The sequence below is a fragment of the Exiguobacterium sp. FD-YE-25-4 genome (genome assembly GCF_057004685.1).
This window is the reverse complement of sequence record NZ_CM168041.1, coordinates 2,093,883-2,112,361: the sequence shown is the minus strand read 5'-3', so window position 1 is coordinate 2,112,361 and position 18,479 is coordinate 2,093,883. Positions and strand designations below refer to the sequence as shown.

The following is an 18,479-nucleotide window of genomic DNA, read 5'->3' as shown; positions in this document are numbered from 1 at the left end:
GCGAGCCCGCTCGCCTCTTTCCTACGGAAAGGTGACCTACACTATGGAAATTTCAGATATTCGCAACGAACTCGAGGCGATGGCGAAACGCCTCGAGAATTATCGCCAATCGCTCAACCTGACAGAGAAGCAGGCCCGCATCGCCGAGCTTGAGAACGAGATGACGTACCCAGACTTCTGGGACAGCCAAGAGAAGGCGCAAAAAGTCATCGACGAGTCGAACGCGCTCAAAGCGATGGTCGACAAGTATCAACAGCTTGCGGACGGCCATGAGGACGGCGAAGTCACGCTCGAACTCATCAAAGAAGAGCCGGACGCCGAGATGCAAGAAGAACTCGCGGAAATGGTGACGGCGCTCAAGGCCGACTTCGACGCGTTCGAACTCGAGATCCTCTTGAACGGACCGTATGACGCCAACAACGCCATCCTCGAGTTGCACCCGGGGGCGGGCGGTACCGAGTCGCAAGACTGGGCATCGATGCTGCTGCGCATGTATCAACGTTTCGCTGACAAGCAAGGGTGGAAAGTCGAGACGGTCGACTACCTTGCGGGCGAAGAGGCCGGCGTCAAGTCGGTCACGCTCCGTATCGTCGGGCATAACGCCTACGGCTATTTGAAAGCGGAGAAAGGGATTCACCGATTGGTCCGCATCTCGCCGTTCGACTCGTCGGGCCGCCGTCATACGTCGTTCGTCTCGTGCGATGTCATGCCGGAGTTCAATGACGACATTGAGATCGAAGTGAAGACGGAAGACCTCCGCATCGACACGTACCGCGCGTCGGGTGCCGGCGGTCAGCACATCAACACGACCGATTCGGCCGTCCGGATCACGCACGTGCCGACGGGTGTCGTCGTCTCGTGTCAGGCTGAGCGTTCGCAAATCAAGAACCGCGAAGCGGCGATGAAGATGCTCAAAGCGAAACTGTATCAACGCGAACTCGACGAGCAGCAACGCAAGCTCGATGAGATCCGCGGCGAGAAAACAGACATCGGCTGGGGCAGCCAAATCCGCTCGTACGTCTTCCACCCGTACGCGATGGTCAAAGATCACCGCACGAGCTATGAGGTCGGGAACACGGGCGGCGTCATGGATGGGGACATCATGGGCTTCGTCGACGCTTACCTCCGCAAGACAAATATGTGATGCAAGTGGCTCAAGGACTGACGTCTTTGGGCCACGTTGTATGTAGAGGAGAAAACCTTTAATGAAGCAAATCGTCAAAGACTACATTTATTTACTGACCGGGTCCGTCTTCGTCGCCTCGGCGTTCAGCTTGTTCCTATTGCCGAACAACCTCGCCTCGGGCGGCGTCAGCGGGATCTCGATCATCACGTACGAGCTGTTCAACATCTCGCCAGGGGCGTTCCAGCTCGTGTCGAACGTGTTGCTCCTCCTCGTCGGCTGGATGATTCTCGGGCTCGGCTTCGGCGTCAAGTCGCTCGTCGGGTCAATCTTCTTGCCGGGCGTGATCTTGTTTTATGAAGCGATCGACGCGGGAGCGGCCGTCAATGACACGCTGCTCGCAGCCATCTTCGGCGGGGCCGGCGTCGGAATCGGTCTCGGGCTCATCTTCCGGGGACGGGCCTCGACCGGGGGAATGGATTTGCTCGCGCAGATCCTACATAAGTTCACCCACATCCCGCTCTATCTCTGTATCGCCATCCTCGACGGGGCGGTCGTCCTCGTCGCTGCGGTCACGTTCTCGTTCACGACGGGACTGTACGCACTGATCGCGCTGTTCATCACGATCAAGATGATCGACTTCGTCCAGCTCGGCTTCACGCAGGACAAGATGGCATACGTCATCTCGGAGAAGCGGGACGTCATCACGCGCGCCGTCTTCGACGAGCTCGACCGGGGCGCGACGGAGATCCAGGCGATCGGGGCGTACTCGCGTCTCGAGCGGCCAATGCTCCTCGTCGTCGTCCGCCAAAACGAAGTGAGTCGTCTGAAAGAGATCATCCGTCGCATCGATCCCGACGCGTTCCTCATCTTCAGCGAGGCGCACGAGGTGATGGGGCAAGGATTCACCTCCGACAAACGTTATATCAACGTGCCGTGAGTTGTGGAATCTTTGTGTATTTTTCATGAGATTAGGTTAGAAAGCGGTTCATAACGGCTATAATGGTAAAAGTAGGTTATTTCTACAACTTAGGAGGGGAACCTGATTATGAAGAAATGGATGATGGCGATTGGACTTGGCGCCATGCTCACGCTCGGTGCGTGTGGCGGTGGCGATGAAGAAGAGTCGACGAGCAACGGGGACGGCGCGAACACGGCGTCGGTCGACGCGGAAGCGGTCTACGCCCAAAACTGTGCGGCGTGCCACGGCGCGAACTTAGAAGGTATGAGCGGTCCGAAACTTTCGGACGTCGGTTCACGTCTGTCGGCTAGTGAAATCGAAGAAATTATCAAAAACGGGAAAGGTGCTATGCCTGCGAACGTGATCGAGGAAGACGAAGAAATCACAGCGGTCGCGGCTTGGCTCGCTGAGAAGAAATAATGATGGGGACCACGAGGCGACTCGTGGTTTTTTTGTTTCGTCCAGCCCATTTGTTGGTAAGGGATAGAAAGAACAAGTGAATGGAGTGAACGATGTGAAGACAAAACTGATCGACTGGCCGACGTTCATCGGGGCGTTCGTGTTGCTCATGACGGTGACGCTGCCGCTCATCTTTTTCCCGGAGACGGGCAAGGCATGGGTCGGGGCGGCAAATACGTTCATGACGACGAACTTCGGGATGTTGTACTTGGCGATGGGGCTTGGCGCGTTCGGCTTTTTGATCTTTGTCGCCTTCAGCCGGAACGGGCATGTCAAGCTCGGCGGCGAGGACGAGGAGCCTGAGTTCAGCACGTTCTCGTGGGCGGCGATGTTGTTTGCGGCCGGGATCGGCTCGAGCATCCTCTATTGGTCCGTCATCGAATGGGTGTATTACTATCAAGGCCCGCCGTTCGGGATCACGCCGGAATCGACCGAGGCGATCCAGTGGGCGACGGCGTACGGGATGTTCCACTGGGGTCCGATCGCCTGGGCGATCTATACGCTGCCGGCCTTGCCGATCGCTTACTTCTATTATGTCCGTCGTAAATCGGTCTTGAAAGTGAGCGAGGCGGTCCGTCCCGTCATCGGCAAGTGGGCGGACGGTCCGCTCGGGAAAGTCATCGACATCCTGTTCATCTTCGGACTGCTCGGCGGGGCCGGGACGACGCTCGCCCTCGGCACGCCGATGATCGCTGAAGGGGTGAACGAGATCACGGGCATCCCGGTCACGCTCGGCATGCAGGCGGTCATCATGCTCGTCTGTACAGTCATCTTCGCCATCAGTTCATACGTCGGTCTGAAGCGGGGGATCAAACTCTTGAGCGACTTGAACATCTGGCTCGCCCTTGCCATCCTCGGCTTCACGTTCGTCTTCGGACCGACCCGCTTTATTTTGGAGACGACGTTCAACGGGGTCGGGCTCATGCTCGACAACTTCTTCCGGATGGCGACATGGATGGAGCCGTTCGGTAACCGGGGCGGATTCGTCGAAACGGGCTTCCCGGAGGCGTGGACAGTGTTCTACTGGGCGTGGTGGCTCGTCTATGCCCCGTTCGTCGGCCTGTTCGTCGCCCGCATCTCACGGGGACGGACGATCCGGGGCATGATTATCGGGACGATGGTATACGGGACGTTCGGTTGTATCTTGTTCTTCGGCATCCTTGGGAACTTTGGACTTTATCTTCATTTAACCGGCGCGTTCGATGTCATAACGTATATGGAACAATTCGGTCCACCGGCGACAATCATCGCTATCATCGGGCAGTTGCCGTTCGGGAAAGTCGTCGTCGCCGTCTTCACGGTGCTCGCCATCATCTTCCTCGCGACGACGTTCGACTCGTCCTCTTACATCTTGGCGTCGGTCACACAAAAATATGTCGAAGAGGAGCCGCTCGCTTGGAACCGTTTGTTCTGGGCGTTCGCGTTGTCGATCATGCCGCTGACGCTCATGTTCCTCGGCGGGCTTGACACGCTCCAGACGGCAAGCATCGTCGGCGGATTCCCGCTCATCTTCATCATGATCCTCCTCGCCTGGTCGTTCATGCGCGTCTCGAGCAAGGACATCCGAGCCTCGGACGAGTATGAGTCCCCGACGATTCATATCAAGTACCGCAAAAAGAAACGGTCACCGTTCGATGCGCTCAAAGAGCGTCCGGTGGACAAACGAGACGATTGACGGCAGGCACTCGCGGACGCGGGTGCCTGTTTGAATGTGCGTTTCACCGTCTGTGTCGATCTCGTGAAGCCCATCTTCATTTCGACAATTTCCCACCGAACTCAATCCAACTGAAACAATCCTGTAATGGTTATTTAAAAGTTCGATTGTTATAATTGTAGGCGCTTGAACTATCGCCTCAGCGATGAATTGGATAGGGTTGACTGATATATGGTCGCTTGACAGGTTGTCTGATTATCGTGTAGAACAGAGGCTAGGCGAAAATATTCACTTAACGAATCAATTCGATGAAACCAATTCAGAATTCGTCATAGATGCATGGAAAATATATAAAAAGGGTAGGGAATACGTTATGATATCGATGCAAAAAGTCAGCAAAGTATATCCAAACGGTGTCGTCGCAGTCGACGACCTCGATTTGAAGATCGAAGACGGCGAATTTCTATACGTCGTCGGACCATCCGGCGCCGGGAAATCGACGTTCATGAAAATGATTTATCGGGAGGAAAAACCGTCGAGCGGTCAGCTCATGATTGACGGGATCGACGTCGGCAAACTGAAAAACCGCCACGTCCCAAAACTGCGCCGTCAACTCGGCGTCATCTTCCAAGACTACAAGTTGTTGCCGTCTTTGACGGTATATGAGAACGTCGCGTTCGCACTCGAGGTCGTTCAAGCCGACACGGGCACGATGCGCAAACAGGTCATGGACGTGTTGAACCTCGTCGGCCTGAAGCACAAGGCGCGCAACTATCCGGACGAACTGTCGGGTGGGGAGCAGCAACGTGTGTCAATCGCCCGTGCCATCGTCAATAAGCCTAAGCTCATCATCGCCGACGAGCCGACCGGTAACTTAGACCCGGACACGGCTTGGGGCATCATGGAAGTATTTGAAGAGATTCACCGTCGCGGGGCCACGATCGTCATGGCGACGCACAACCGTGATATCGTCGACAGAATCCGTCATCGCGTCATCGCGATCGAGAACGGGAAAGTCGTCCGCGATGAAGAGAAAGGAGCATATGGCTATGATATTTAAAAGTGGAATCCGTCATCTGCGCGAAGGGTTCAAGGGAACACTTCGCAACGGATGGATGACGTTTGCGGCTGTCAGTGCCGTCACCATCACCTTGTTACTCGTCGGGGTGTTCGCCCTCGTCATGTTCAACGTCAATGAGATCTCGGAGAACGTCGAGAACGACGTCGAGATCCAAGTCTTCGTCACCCGGACCGCGGAGGAAGCGAAAGTCGAGAAGCTAGGGGAGAACTTAGAACAGATCCCTGGCGTCGCGTCGGTCACGTTCAGCTCGAAAGAAGATGAACTTGAAAACTTCCGTAACCAGCTCGGGGAAGACGCCAACGCCTATGGAACGGTCGAGAAAGACAACCCGCTCCATGACCGCTATATCGTCAAGGCATCAGACCCGCTCAATACGGAGACGGTCGCCGACGCAGTGCAATCACTCGACAACGTCGATAAGGTCACATATGGACAGGACTATATCGACAAGATGTTCGCTTTCTTCAACGGGATTCGCATCGGTGGACTCGTGTTGATCGTCGGTCTCACACTCATGGCGATGTTCCTCATCTCGAACACGATCAAGATGACGATCTTCTCACGCCGTCGCGAGATTGAGATTATGCGCCTCGTCGGGGCGAAAAACAGCTTCATCCGCTGGCCGTTCTTCATCGAAGGACTTCTCCTCGGTGTGCTCGGCGCGCTCATCCCGATCGCCGTCATCTACTTCGGTTATGACGTCGCATATAGTGCTTTACAACCATCGCTAGATCAACTGAATAGTGATATATTTAAATTGATTGATCCATCGGTACTGACGACACAAGTGTCGCTCGTCCTCTTGGCGCTCGGTGCTTTCATCGGGATCTGGGGCTCGACGACATCACTCGGTCGGTTCTTGAAAGTTTAATCTAATTTAAATATGAGGAGGAGTTGGCGGATGAAACGTTCGCTTGCGCTTGGATTAAGTTTGACGCTACTTGCCTCGCCGGTCATGGCGACGGAGAAAGACACGCTGAAAGCACGACAAGATCGTCTATCCAATCAATTGGAGGAGTCCAAGAAAGCGCAAGACGAGACGGACGCCGAGCTCGACATCACCGAGGCGGAACGCGACGCGGTATCGACAGAGATTCGCGCCGTCAATGAACGTCTCGAGGGATTAAGTGAACAGATCGCCGTCCAGCAGGAAGAAGCGGACGCGGCGCGCACTGAGCTCGAGGAAACCCGTGATCAACTCGCTGCCCAAGGGCAGTACCTCGAAAGCCAGAAGGCGCTCCTTAGTGAGCGTCTTCGTGTGCTTCAAGTACACGAGGACCGGTCCTATCTCCAAGTCGTCTTTGAGTCCCGCTCGTTCGGAGACTTCGTGACGCGGCTGTTGACCGCGCAGACGATCGCGGAGCAGGACCGGGACCTCATACATACCTACATGAATGAAGTCGAGCGGCTCGAAACGCTCGAGGCACGGCAACGGACGCAGCTGTCATTCTTGAAACAAAAAGAACGCGAGCTCGTCGTGACGAAACAAGCGCTCGACGTCGCCGCCGAACAGAAGCGCGACTTGTTGTCGGAGCTGAACGAACAGGTCGAACTGCTCGAACTTGAAAAAATGAGCCGTGCCGAAGAGCAGGCGCTCATGAACGAACAGAGCCGCATCATCGCCGGACAGCTCGAAGCGATCGCCACGGCGGAACGAGAAGCGGCCGAAGCGCAGGCCCGAGCCGAAGCGGGAGCACGGGCGAAGGCGGAAGCCGAGGCGAAAGCACAGGCCGAGGCCAAAGCCGCAGCTGCAGCGGAAGCGAAAGGACAGTCGGACGAGAAGGCCACGGCCTCACCAGCACCGACGCCCCCACCGCCTGCGGAAGCCCCGACGAACGTGTCGGGGCCGGCGACCTCGTTCGTCCGTCCGGTGTCCGGTTACGTGTCGAGCCCGTTCGGTCCTCGCCAAAACCCATTGACAGGCGTGGCGGAGTCGCATCGCGGCATCGATCTCGTCAATGCGACCGGGACCCCGATCGTCGCGGCGGCACCAGGCATCGTCATCAAGGCGGCGCCGGCGACCGGATACGGCAACGTCGTCTTCGTCTCCCACATCGTCGGTGGGGCCGTCTGGACGACCGTCTATGCCCATCTCGACTCGATCACGGTCTCGTCTGGGCAAACGGTGTCCGCTGGCCAGACCGTCGGTACGCTCGGCAACACAGGCTGGTCGACGGGACCGCATCTCCACTTCGAATTACATCGCGGACAATGGGCGCCAGGGCAACCGAATGCGGTCGACCCGGGTCCTTATATCGGTTACTGATGAGACGGACGTGTTCCAAATTTGTGGAACGCGTCCGTTTTTCTGAACTTTTTGCTATACTGAATGAAAGACTGACAAAGAGAAAAGAGGGAATCACCCGTGAAAAATACAACCGCAGGATTACTAGCCGGCGCCACGTTCGTCGCCGGAGCCGGTGCAGGGCTCGCGACGATGGCGTTTACGGATACGGCGCTGCCGATTCAACCGAAGGCAGAAGGCTGGGACAAGGTCGACCAAGTCCGGCAATTGATCGAGACGCATTCGCTCAAGGACATCTCGGAAGAAGACTTGTTGACGGGAGCGCTCGACGGTATGACCGGGGCGCTTGACGACCCGTACTCGGACTTCCTCGACGCCGAAGAGACGTCACAGTTCACCGACTCAATCGAGTCGAGTTTTGAAGGAATCGGCGCGACTTTGGAGAAGAAAGGAGAAGACATCTTAATCGTCGCTCCAATCAAAGGCGCACCGGCCGAAGAGGCGGGACTCCGGGCCGGCGACGTCATCACGGCGGTCGACGGCGAGTCGATCGAAGGGATGGCCGTCGAAGAGGCGGTTCAGCTCATCCGGGGCGAGAAAGGGACCGTCGTCACGCTCACGATCCGCCGCGGCGGACAAGAGGCCGACTACGAGATCACACGTGACACGATTCCAATCGAGACCGTCTACTCGGAAGTGAAAGAACAGGATGGGAAAAAGGTTGGTTATATCGAGGTGACCCAATTCTCCGAGCCGACGGCGGACGAATTTTTAGAGCAGCTCGAGGCGCTCGAATCGGAAGGAATCGATAGCCTGATCATCGACGTACGAGGCAACCCGGGTGGATTGCTCCCTGCCGTCATCGAGATGACCGAAGGATTCGTCCCGACGAACAAACCGGTCGTCCAAATCGAGAATGCGGATGGGGAGCGCGAGTCGCAGAGCGGCCGTGCCCGAGAAGCGAAGCCGTACGACTTGTTCGTCTTGACGGACGAAGGGTCGGCATCGGCGTCTGAAATTTTGGCCGGGGCCCTCAAAGAAGGTGCCGGGGCCACGATCATCGGCAACAAGACGTTCGGGAAAGGCGTCGTGCAGACGGCGTTCGATTTAGAGGACGGCAGCAACTTGAAGCTGACGACGAGCAAATGGCTCACACCGGACGGAAACTGGATCAACGAGAAAGGCATCGAACCGGACGTCGAGGTCGATCAACCGGACTATTTCAATGTCACCCGCATCCTCGCCGACGCGGATACGCTCAAAGTCGGGGACTATGGGGAAGCGGTCTCGAACTTGCATACCGTGTTGACGGGCATCGGCTATGAACCGGGCGGACAGCCGGGCTATTTCGGTGATACGATGGGCCGTGCCGTCAGTGCCTTCCAAGCCGACAACAACTTGCCGGAAGACGGGATCGTCAATGAAGCGACGGCGTCGGCGCTCGAGTCACGCTTGCTCGAGGAGATTCAAGATGAGGCGAACGATGCCCAATTGAATCGCGCGCTCGAAGAAGCTGCAAAATAAGGATTAGGGAAAGGATTGGACAAGTGTGGACGTTCTACGAATGAGTTTTACTGCTTTGTTGACCTTGATCGGTAGTCCGCTACTCTGGGCGACGCTCGTCGCCCTCGCTTACATATCCATGACGCGCATCAAACGGGAGCGGGGCATGTTCCGCTCGCGTCGGCGTTCGCCGAAATCGGACTGGCGCCATTTTCTATGGCCGAGCCTGCTCCTTGCGGTCATCGGTTCGGCGGCGCTGATTCTGCTCGAGACGACCGTCAACTGGGAATGGGTCGTGACGTTCAGCATGCTGTATGCGCTCATCGTCTTGACGATGCACCCGCGTTTCAGTAGCCCAGCGTTCCCGTTTTTGATCATGCTGACGGCAGTCGCGCTTCGTGACGTCATCGAGTATGGCGGACTGACAGGGTGGATGGATCGATTGGCCGAGGTCGACTGGCCGGTGTATGCGCTCGTGTTCGGTGTCGTGACGCTCGCGGAAGCGATCCTCTTACGGTGGAACGGTCCGGTCGAGACGTCACCGACGCTCATCTTGTCCAAACGGGGCCAATTCATCGGCGGCCACGTCGTCAAACGGCTCTGGTTCTTCCCGCTTGTCGTCTTCCTACCCCCGTCCTTCGGTCTCGACGGCCCAGTGCCGATCATCTTGCCGATCCCAATCGGGGTGAGCCTGCTGTCGACGGGAGCACTCCCAGGGACGCTCCTCGGCCGCTTGAGCCTGTATCGAGGCCTGCTCGCGCTCATCGCCATCGGTTTGGTCGGGGCTTCCTACGCCATCGACGTCCCGTACGCGGCCTACATCTTGCTCGGTCTGTTCGTGTTGTATGAGTTGGCGCTACAACTCATCAAGCGAGAGAATCGAGGGACGACGCCGGTGTTCATCAACGGCAACCGAGGAGCGGTCATCATCGACACGCTCCCGGGCTCACCGGGCGAGGCGATGCAGCTCATCCCGGGCGAATCGATCTACAAAGTGAACGGAACCGTCATCACTGGCGGGAGCAGCTTCTATGAGGCGCTCCAGTTGCATAAACCGTACATCAAGCTCGAGGTGCTCAACTTGAACGGGGACATCCGTTTCGTGCAACGGGCGATGTATGAGACCGACCCGCACGAGCTCGGCATCTTGTTCGTCGCCGAACCGGCGAGCCCACGTTTGCGGTTACGGAAACTATAAAAGGGAGCATCCTTGGCGGATGCTCCCTTTCGTGCGTTCAATTAAAGTTCAAGTTTTGATGGTTTGAAGCCCATTGTCGCTTCGACTGCGTGTTGCCAGCCTTTATACAGATTTTCGCGGTGTGCATCGTCCATCTTCGGTTCGAACTGATGGTCGAGTTTCCACTGTTGTTTGATCTCTGCTTGGTCTTTCCAGAACCCGACGGCGAGACCGGCGAGATAGGCGGCACCAAGAGCCGTCGTCTCGCTCACTTCAGGCCGTTCGACCGGGACGTCCAAGATGTCCGCTTGGAACTGCATGAGGAAGTTGTTGTTGACCGCACCGCCGTCGACGCGGAGCGTCTTCAACTCGATGCCAGAATCTTGTTCCATCGCCGTCAAGACATCGCGTGTCTGATAGGCGAGTGACTCGAGCGTCGCCCGGACGAAATGTTCTTTCTCCGTCCCGCGCGTGAGGCCGAAGATGGCACCACGGACGTCCGAGTTCCAATACGGGGCACCAAGTCCGACGAAGGCTGGGACGACGTAGACGCCGTCTGTCGTCTCGACGCGGTTGGCGTACTGTTCCGTGTCTTTCGCCGACTTGAGCATACGGAGTCCGTCACGGAGCCATTGGATGGCCGAACCGGCGACGAAGATTGAACCTTCGAGCGCATATTCGACTTTACCGTTGTATCCCCATGCGATCGTCGTGAGCAGACCATGGTCCGACTTGACGGCTTCTTCGCCCGTGTTCATGAGCATGAAGCAACCTGTACCGTACGTGTTCTTACCTTCTCCTGACTCGAAGCAGGCTTGACCGAAGAGGGCTGCCTGTTGGTCACCGGCCGCGCCGGCGATCGGAACTTCGAAGCCGAAGAAGTGGTACGGGATCGTGTTGGCGTACACTTCACTCGACGGTTTGACTTCCGGGAGCATCGACTTCGGTACCGTCAAGATCTCCAGCAACTCATCGTCCCACTTCTGCTCATAGATGTTGTACATGAGCGTCCGTGACGCGTTCGAGTAGTCCGTGACGTGGGCGTGGCCGCCTGACAGTTTCCAGATGAGCCAAGTGTCGATCGTTCCGAAGAGGAGGTCACCGGCTTCGGCTTTCTCACGGGCGCCTTCGACGTTGTCGAGGATCCATTTGACTTTCGTGCCTGAGAAGTAGGCGTCAATCAAGAGGCCTGTCTTATCGCGGAACAAGTCGGCATGACCGGCTTCCTTCAACTCATCACAAATACCGGCTGTTTGACGCGATTGCCAGACGACGGCGTTATAAACCGGACGTCCTGTCGACTTCTCCCAGACGACGGCTGTTTCCCGTTGGTTCGTGATCCCGATAGCTGCGATCTCTTTTGGATCGATGTCGGCCGAACCGAACGCCTCGGCCATGACGGCGAGGACAGAACCCCAAATCTCATTGGCGTTATGCTCGACCCAGCCTGGCTTAGGGAAGTATTGTTTGAACTCGCGCTGAGCGGTCGTGACGATTTTTCCGTCGTGGTCGAAGATGATCGCCCGTGAGCTTGTCGTTCCTTGGTCAAGTGCTAAGATGTAGCGTTTTTCTTTCTCCATATGAGAGAGCCTCCTTAGAAATTAGAAAGATTATGGTACGAGAATACCGTACAGCAATGCGGCGATGACCGCCCCGATGATCGGTCCGACGACCGGGATCCATGAGTAGCCCCAGTCCGACGTGCCTTTGCCTTTGATAGGAAGGATCGCATGTGCAATCCGCGGTCCGAGGTCACGCGCCGGGTTGATGGCATATCCCGTTGTACCACCAAGCGAGAGACCGATCGAGACGACGAGGAAACCGACGATAAGCGGATTCAAACCGTCCGTGAACGTGTTGGCCCCGAAAGATAAAATTCCGAAGACGAGGACGAACGTACCGATGATTTCTCCGATCACGTTGAACGGTGTGCTACGAATCCCAGGTGCGGTCGAGAATGTCGCCAATTTGGCGCCCGGGTCGTCGGTCGCATCATAGTGCGGCTTGTAATGGACATACACGAGGACGGCCCCGATGAACGCCCCGATGAATTGTGCCAAAATATACGCTGGCACATCAGCCCAAGGGAATGAGCCTGCTGTCGCGAGACCGACCGTCACGGCAGGGTTCAAGTGAGCCCCTCCATAGATTCCGGCTGCGTATACCCCGATCATAACGGCGAAGCCCCAACCGAACGTGATGACGACCCAACCTGCGTTCTCCGCTTTCGAATGACGGAGGACGACGCCGGCGACGACACCGTTACCGAGCAAGATGAGTAGCATTGTACCAATAATTTCGCTGACGAATGCTGACATGTGATACTCCCTTCCTTCCATATTAAATTTGGCTTACCACTTCATTATATGCCCCAAATGAAAGCGTTTCAAAACCGAATATGCAAAAAAAGCCACTTTTCTTATGAAAAGTGGTTTTGATTGGTAATCCGGCGTCTGAAGTCGAGGCCGATCCCGACGAGAAAGATGAGCAGGACCATCAAACTCACGTACGCGAGCGGGGGAAAGCTCGTGGCTCCAAGGTCGAGGAGGATCGAAGCGATGACGGCGAGGTAGAGCCAAGCGAGGCGTCGCGAAATCTCTTTATCGTCGTAACGGTCCGTGAGGGATGCCCCGATCGGCGCGCCGATGAACGCCCCGAGGACGAGGGCAAGCGGCGTCACATAATCGAGCGATAGCGACGGCAGATAGCCGACGAGTCCGCCGAGCGAGATGAACAGGACGGCAGCAAGGCTCGTCCCGACCCCGCGATGCGTCGTGAAGCCGAGCCAACTGACGAGGAGCGGGACGATGATGAACCCGCCGCCGATGCCGAGGAGGGCGGACAACAGTCCGGCCATCGCTCCGATCATCATCCCCGCGAAAACGGTCGATTTTTTCGGCTTCTGCGGTTTCGATGTTTTCTTTAATAGCGTAACGGCAAAATAAGATAGGATAGCCAGATAAAATAAGTTCAGTAACCAATCATACGTGCCCGAGATCGAGAGGACGAGGCGGCTCGACAGCTGTGCCGTGACGGCGCCGGTCAGTCCGACCGTGATGCCGGTCGACCAAGATACGTTGCCGAGCGACGTATGTTTCTTCGCGCCGGACAGGCTCGTCCCGACGACGAACAAGAGCGACGTGGCGACGGCCTCTGCTGCCGAATAACCACTAAAGAGCAGCACCGGGACGATGATGACCCCGCCGCCGATACCGAAGAATCCGGACAAGGCGCCGACGATGGCACCGAGCGGGATGAAGAGAAGTGACCACATGACGACCAACTCGTTTCTACTTAGATTCACTCTCCATGATAACGAAAAGCGGAGCGATTTGGGAAGCGTGTCAGAAGCGAATATTTGTTCGTGTATGTGCTATAATCAAGTCAATATGCAAGGAACAGAAAGCGAGGAATATATATGGATAAGATTAGCGTTCCGTTCGACTTACAATCAGAATATAAGCCGGCCGGCGACCAACCGGAGGCGATTCGACAGCTCGTCGAGGGCGTCAATCGCGGCGACCGGTACCAGACGTTGCTCGGGGCGACCGGCACCGGGAAGACGTTCACCGTATCGAACGTCATCCAAGAAGTGAAGAAGCCGACGCTCGTCTTGGCCCACAACAAGACGCTCGCCGGACAGCTCTACTCGGAGTTCAAGGAATTCTTCCCGAACAACGCCGTCGAATATTTCGTCAGCTATTACGACTACTATCAGCCAGAGGCGTACGTCCCATCGACGGACACGTTCATCGAGAAAGACGCCTCGATCAACGACGAGATCGATAAGCTTCGTCACTCGGCGACGTCGGCCTTGTTTGAACGCGATGACGTCATCATCGTCGCCTCCGTGTCGTGTATTTACGGTCTCGGTAACCCGGAAGAATATAACAGCCTCGTCTTGAGTCTCCGTGTCGGGAAAGAGTTGGGCCGTGATCAGATGCTCCGCAAGTTGATCGACATCCAATATGAGCGGAACGATATCGACTTCCAACGCGGGCGGTTCCGTGTCCGAGGTGACGTCGTCGAGATCTTCCCGGCGTCACGCGACGAGCAGTGTTTGCGCGTCGAGTTTTTCGGAGACGAGATCGACCGGATCCGCGAGATGGACCCGCTCACCGGCGAAATCATCGCCGATCGCGAGCATGTCTCGATCTTCCCGGCATCCCACTTCGTCACCCGCGACGAGAAGCTGCAAAAAGCGATCGTCAACATCGAGGCCGAGCTCGAACAACAGCTCGAGAAGTTCCGCGAGGAAGGGAAGCTGCTCGAGGCGCAACGGCTTGAACAGCGGACGAACTATGACCTCGAGATGATGCGTGAGATGGGCTACTGTTCAGGCATCGAGAACTATTCGCGCCATTTGAACTTGACCGAGGCAGGGGCGACGCCGTACACGCTCATCGACTACTTCCCGAAAGACTTCCTACTCGTCGCCGATGAGTCGCACGTGACACTCCCGCAAGTACGCGGGATGTACAACGGTGACCAGGCCCGGAAACAAGTGCTCGTCGATCACGGCTTCCGCCTCCCGTCGGCGAAGGACAACCGGCCGCTCAAGTTTGAAGAGTTTGAGAAGAAGTTGTCACAGGCGATCTTCATCTCGGCGACACCGGGTCCGTATGAGCTTGAACATACACCGGACATGATCGAACAAATCATCCGGCCGACAGGTCTCTTAGACCCGACGATCGAGATCCATCCGATCAAAGGACAAATCGATTACTTGATGGACCAGATCCGCGAACGCATCAAACAGGACGAACGCGTCCTCGTGACGACGCTCACGAAGAAGATGGCCGAGGACTTATCGGACTATCTGCGTGAAGCGGGCATCAAGGTCAACTATATGCACTCAGAAATCAAAACGCTCGAGCGGATCGAGATCATCCGTGACCTCCGTCTCGGAAAATACGATGTCCTTGTCGGGATCAACTTGCTGCGGGAAGGTCTAGACATCCCGGAAGTGAGTCTCGTCACCATTCTCGACGCCGACAAGGAAGGATTCCTTCGTTCGGACCGGTCGCTCATCCAGACGATCGGACGGGCGGCACGGAACTCGAACGGGCACGTCATCTTGTTCGCTGATAAGATGACCGACTCGATGACACGGGCGATTGAAGAGACCGACCGTCGTCGCTCGATTCAACAAGCCTATAATGAAGAACACGGCATCACCCCGCAGACAATCCGTAAAGAAGTGCGCGGCGTCATCCGGGCAACGGTCGATGCCGAGGAAGAAGTGCTCGAGTCGCTCAGTTCGATGAAACCGGCCGAGCGCGAAGTGGCGATTGCCAAATTAGAAGAAGAAATGAAACAAGCGGCCCGCGACCTCCAGTTCGAACGGGCGGCCGAATTGCGTGACTTAATCTTGGAGTTGAAGGTAGGGAATTAAATGGCTGAAAAGAAAAATGCGATCGTCATTAAAGGGGCGCGCGTCAACAACTTGAAAAACATTGATATCGATATCCCGCGTGACCAGCTCGTCGTCTTGACGGGCTTGTCCGGTTCCGGGAAATCGTCACTCGCGTTCGATACGATTTACGCCGAAGGACAGCGTCGCTACGTCGAGAGCTTATCGGCCTATGCCCGACAGTTCCTCGGACAGATGGACAAGCCGGACGTCGATACGATCGAGGGTCTCAGCCCGGCCATCTCGATCGACCAGAAGACGACGAGCCGCAACCCGCGCTCGACCGTCGGGACGGTGACGGAAATTTATGACTACTTACGTCTGTTGTTCGCCCGCATCGGGAAACCGGTCTGTCCACGTCACGGCATCGAAATCTCGAGCCAGACGATCTCGCAGATGGTCGACCAAGTGATGGAACTGCCGGAGAAGACGCGCCTGCAAATCTTGGCGCCAATCGTCTCAGGCCGTAAAGGGACGCACGTCAAAGTGTTCGACTCGCTCAAAAAGGAAGGGTTCGTTCGTGTTCGTGTCAACGGCGAGACGATCGAACTGACCGATGAGATCGACCTCGATAAGAACAAGAAACATTCCATCGAGGTCGTCGTCGATCGCCTCGTCGTCCGCCCTGACGTCGAAGGCCGTCTTGCTGATTCACTTGAGACGGCGCTTCGCCTCGCTGACGGCCGAGCCATCATCGACAAGATGGACGGCACCGAGCTCCTGTTCAGCGAACATCACGCTTGTCCGATTTGCGGATTCTCGATCGGCGAACTCGAGCCGCGTATGTTCTCGTTCAACTCGCCGTTCGGCGCCTGTCCGACGTGTGACGGGCTCGGTACGAAGCTTGATGTCGACCCGGAACTCGTTATCCCGGACCCGTCGAAGACGCTGAAGGAAGGCGCCGTCGTCGCCTGGCAGCCGACAAGCTCGCAATATTATCCGCAACTGCTCGCCTCGATGTGCAAACACTTTGACATCGACATGGACGTGCCGTTCGAACGTCTGTCGAAGCGTGACCAAGACCTCGTCTTGCACGGGACGGACGAAGAGTCGTTCTTGTTCCGTTACGAGAACGATTTCGGACAAGTCCGGACGAACACGATTTTCTTCGAAGGGGTGCTCCGCAACATCGAGCGCCGCTACAAAGAGACGACGTCCGATTACATCCGTGAACAAATGGAGACGTACATGGCGACACACGCCTGTCCGACATGTAGCGGCTACCGGTTGAAAGAAGAGACGCTCGCCGTCAAAATCACGGGCCACCATATCGGGCAAGTGACCTCTCTGTCCGTCGTCAACGCCATCAAGTTGTTCGACTCGATCATGACAGAGTTGAGCGAGAAAGATATCGCCATCGCCCGTCTCATCTTGCAAGAGATTTGTGAGCGGCTCAGCTTCTTGAACAACGTCGGGCTCGACTATTTGACGCTCTCTCGCGCCGCCGGGACGCTCTCGGGCGGGGAAGCGCAACGGATTCGTCTCGCCACTCAAATCGGTTCGCGGCTCACGGGCGTCCTATACGTCCTCGATGAACCGTCAATCGGGTTGCACCAACGCGACAACGACCGCTTGATTGCGACGCTCAAACAGATGCGCGATATCGGCAACACGCTCATCGTCGTCGAGCACGACGAGGATACGATGATGGCAGCCGATTATTTGATCGACATCGGACCGGGCGCCGGCGAACACGGCGGAGAAGTCATCGCCGCCGGGACGCCGAAGCAACTCATGAAGAACCGAAAGTCGCTCACGGGCCAATATTTGTCCGGTAAGAAGTTCATCCCGCTCCCGGCCGAACGGAAAGTACCGGACGAGCGTTTCTTGAAAATCTTGAAGGCGGAAGAGAACAACTTGAAAGGGGTCGACGTCTCGATCCCGCTCGGAATGTTCATCGCTGTCACTGGTGTCTCCGGTTCCGGGAAGTCGACGCTCATCAACGAGATTCTGTATAAATCGCTCGCCCACCACATCAACCGGGCCAAGGCGAAGCCAGGCAAACATAAGAAGATCGAAGGGCTCGACCATATCGACAAAGTCATCGATATCGACCAGTCGCCGATTGGACGGACGCCACGGTCGAACCCGGCCACATACACCGGCGTGTTCGATGATATCCGTGACGTGTTCGCCTCGACGAACGAGGCGAAGATGCGCGGCTATAAGAAAGGGCGCTTCAGTTTCAACGTCAAGGGCGGACGCTGTGAGGCGTGCCGCGGGGACGGGATCATCAAGATCGAGATGCACTTCTTGCCAGACGTTTACGTCCCGTGTGAAGTATGTCACGGGAAACGCTATAACCGTGAGACGCTCGAAGTGAAGTACAAAGGTAAGACAATCGCCGACGTGCTCGATATGACGATCGAGGAAGGGCTCGACTTCTTTGACAAAATTCCGAAAATCAAGCGCAAGATTCAGACGATTTATGACGTCGGTCTCGGTTATATGAAACTCGGGCAACCGGCGACGGAACTGTCCGGCGGGGAAGCGCAGCGCGTCAAGCTCGCCTCCGAGCTCCATAAACGTTCGACCGGGAAAACGATTTACATCTTGGATGAGCCGACGACGGGTCTTCACGTCGACGACATCGCTCGCCTGTTGAAAGTGCTGCAACGCCTCGTCGAGAACGGGGACACGGTGCTCGTCATCGAGCATAACCTCGACGTCATCAAATCGGCCGACTACTTGATCGACCTCGGACCTGAGGGCGGTGACGGCGGCGGTACGATCGTCGCGACCGGGACGCCGGAAGAAGTCGCCGAAGTGGCCGCGTCGTACACCGGTAAGTATTTGAAGCCGGTGTTAGAACGGGATTCGGCCCGAGCGAAACCGAAAGCAGGAAAACGGAAGTAAGGTATAG

General features: G+C 56.6%; 14 protein-coding genes. 11 read left to right on the top strand and 3 right to left on the bottom strand.

Features of this window, described 5'->3' with window-relative positions:
* Window positions 1-43: 43 nt before the first annotated feature.
* The 9 genes from prfB to AC13H5_RS10810 all read left to right on the top strand — a co-directional run bounded on the left by prfB (window position 44) and on the right by AC13H5_RS10810 (window position 10,224).
* Window positions 44-1,144 carry a peptide chain release factor 2 gene (prfB, locus tag AC13H5_RS10850; RefSeq protein WP_214753859.1) on the top strand — a complete coding sequence of 367 codons (1,101 nt, stop codon included), beginning with the start codon at window positions 44-46 and terminating at the stop codon, window positions 1,142-1,144.
* A gap of 61 nt (window positions 1,145-1,205) precedes the next feature.
* Entirely contained in the window at window positions 1,206-2,063 is an 858-nt protein-coding gene (locus AC13H5_RS10845) for a YitT family protein (RefSeq protein WP_021065415.1), read from the top strand.
* Between the two features lie 108 nt (window positions 2,064-2,171).
* Window positions 2,172-2,504 (top strand): cytochrome c551, encoded by a 333-nt coding sequence (gene cccB, locus AC13H5_RS10840; RefSeq protein WP_233004478.1) that lies wholly within the window; start codon window positions 2,172-2,174, stop codon window positions 2,502-2,504.
* A gap of 94 nt (window positions 2,505-2,598) precedes the next feature.
* Window positions 2,599-4,218, top strand: coding sequence for a BCCT family transporter (locus tag AC13H5_RS10835; RefSeq protein WP_034778556.1), 1,620 nt, complete (start codon window positions 2,599-2,601; stop codon window positions 4,216-4,218).
* A 352-nt stretch (window positions 4,219-4,570) separates the two neighbouring features.
* Entirely contained in the window at window positions 4,571-5,257 is a 687-nt protein-coding gene (gene ftsE / locus AC13H5_RS10830; protein WP_034778554.1) for a cell division ATP-binding protein FtsE, read from the top strand.
* A complete protein-coding gene (ftsX, locus tag AC13H5_RS10825; protein ID WP_034778552.1) occupies window positions 5,247-6,149 on the top strand; it encodes a permease-like cell division protein FtsX in 903 nt (300 codons plus the stop codon). The genes ftsE and ftsX overlap by 11 nt, the downstream gene beginning before the upstream one ends.
* Before the next feature lie 30 nt (window positions 6,150-6,179).
* Window positions 6,180-7,544, top strand: a complete 1,365-nt coding sequence (locus AC13H5_RS10820; RefSeq protein ID WP_483545713.1) for a murein hydrolase activator EnvC family protein — start codon at window positions 6,180-6,182, stop codon at window positions 7,542-7,544.
* A gap of 99 nt (window positions 7,545-7,643) precedes the next feature.
* Window positions 7,644-9,047 (top strand): S41 family peptidase, encoded by a 1,404-nt coding sequence (locus AC13H5_RS10815; protein WP_233004476.1) that lies wholly within the window; start codon window positions 7,644-7,646, stop codon window positions 9,045-9,047.
* A 40-nt stretch (window positions 9,048-9,087) separates the two neighbouring features.
* Window positions 9,088-10,224 carry a PDZ domain-containing protein gene (locus AC13H5_RS10810; RefSeq protein ID WP_483545712.1) on the top strand — a complete coding sequence of 379 codons (1,137 nt, stop codon included), beginning with the start codon at window positions 9,088-9,090 and terminating at the stop codon, window positions 10,222-10,224.
* A 41-nt stretch (window positions 10,225-10,265) separates the two neighbouring features.
* Here AC13H5_RS10810 and glpK read toward each other — a convergent pair whose 3' ends face one another.
* From glpK to AC13H5_RS10795, 3 genes are all read right to left on the bottom strand, one after another.
* A complete protein-coding gene (gene glpK, locus AC13H5_RS10805; RefSeq protein ID WP_214823210.1) occupies window positions 10,266-11,783 on the bottom strand; it encodes a glycerol kinase GlpK in 1,518 nt (505 codons plus the stop codon).
* A 30-nt stretch (window positions 11,784-11,813) separates the two neighbouring features.
* On the bottom strand, window positions 11,814-12,521 hold the full coding sequence (locus AC13H5_RS10800) for an MIP/aquaporin family protein (protein ID WP_034778546.1): 708 nt from the start codon (window positions 12,519-12,521) through the stop codon (window positions 11,814-11,816).
* A gap of 101 nt (window positions 12,522-12,622) precedes the next feature.
* Window positions 12,623-13,477, bottom strand: coding sequence for a sulfite exporter TauE/SafE family protein (locus tag AC13H5_RS10795; protein WP_214823209.1), 855 nt, complete (start codon window positions 13,475-13,477; stop codon window positions 12,623-12,625).
* A gap of 144 nt (window positions 13,478-13,621) precedes the next feature.
* Between AC13H5_RS10795 and uvrB the strand changes: the two genes are divergently transcribed.
* Both uvrB and uvrA read left to right on the top strand, forming a co-directional pair.
* Window positions 13,622-15,598, top strand: a complete 1,977-nt coding sequence (uvrB, locus tag AC13H5_RS10790; protein ID WP_034778544.1) for an excinuclease ABC subunit UvrB — start codon at window positions 13,622-13,624, stop codon at window positions 15,596-15,598.
* Window positions 15,599-18,472, top strand: a complete 2,874-nt coding sequence (gene uvrA / locus AC13H5_RS10785; protein WP_483545711.1) for an excinuclease ABC subunit UvrA — start codon at window positions 15,599-15,601, stop codon at window positions 18,470-18,472. It begins immediately after the preceding gene.
* Window positions 18,473-18,479 lie beyond the last annotated feature (7 nt).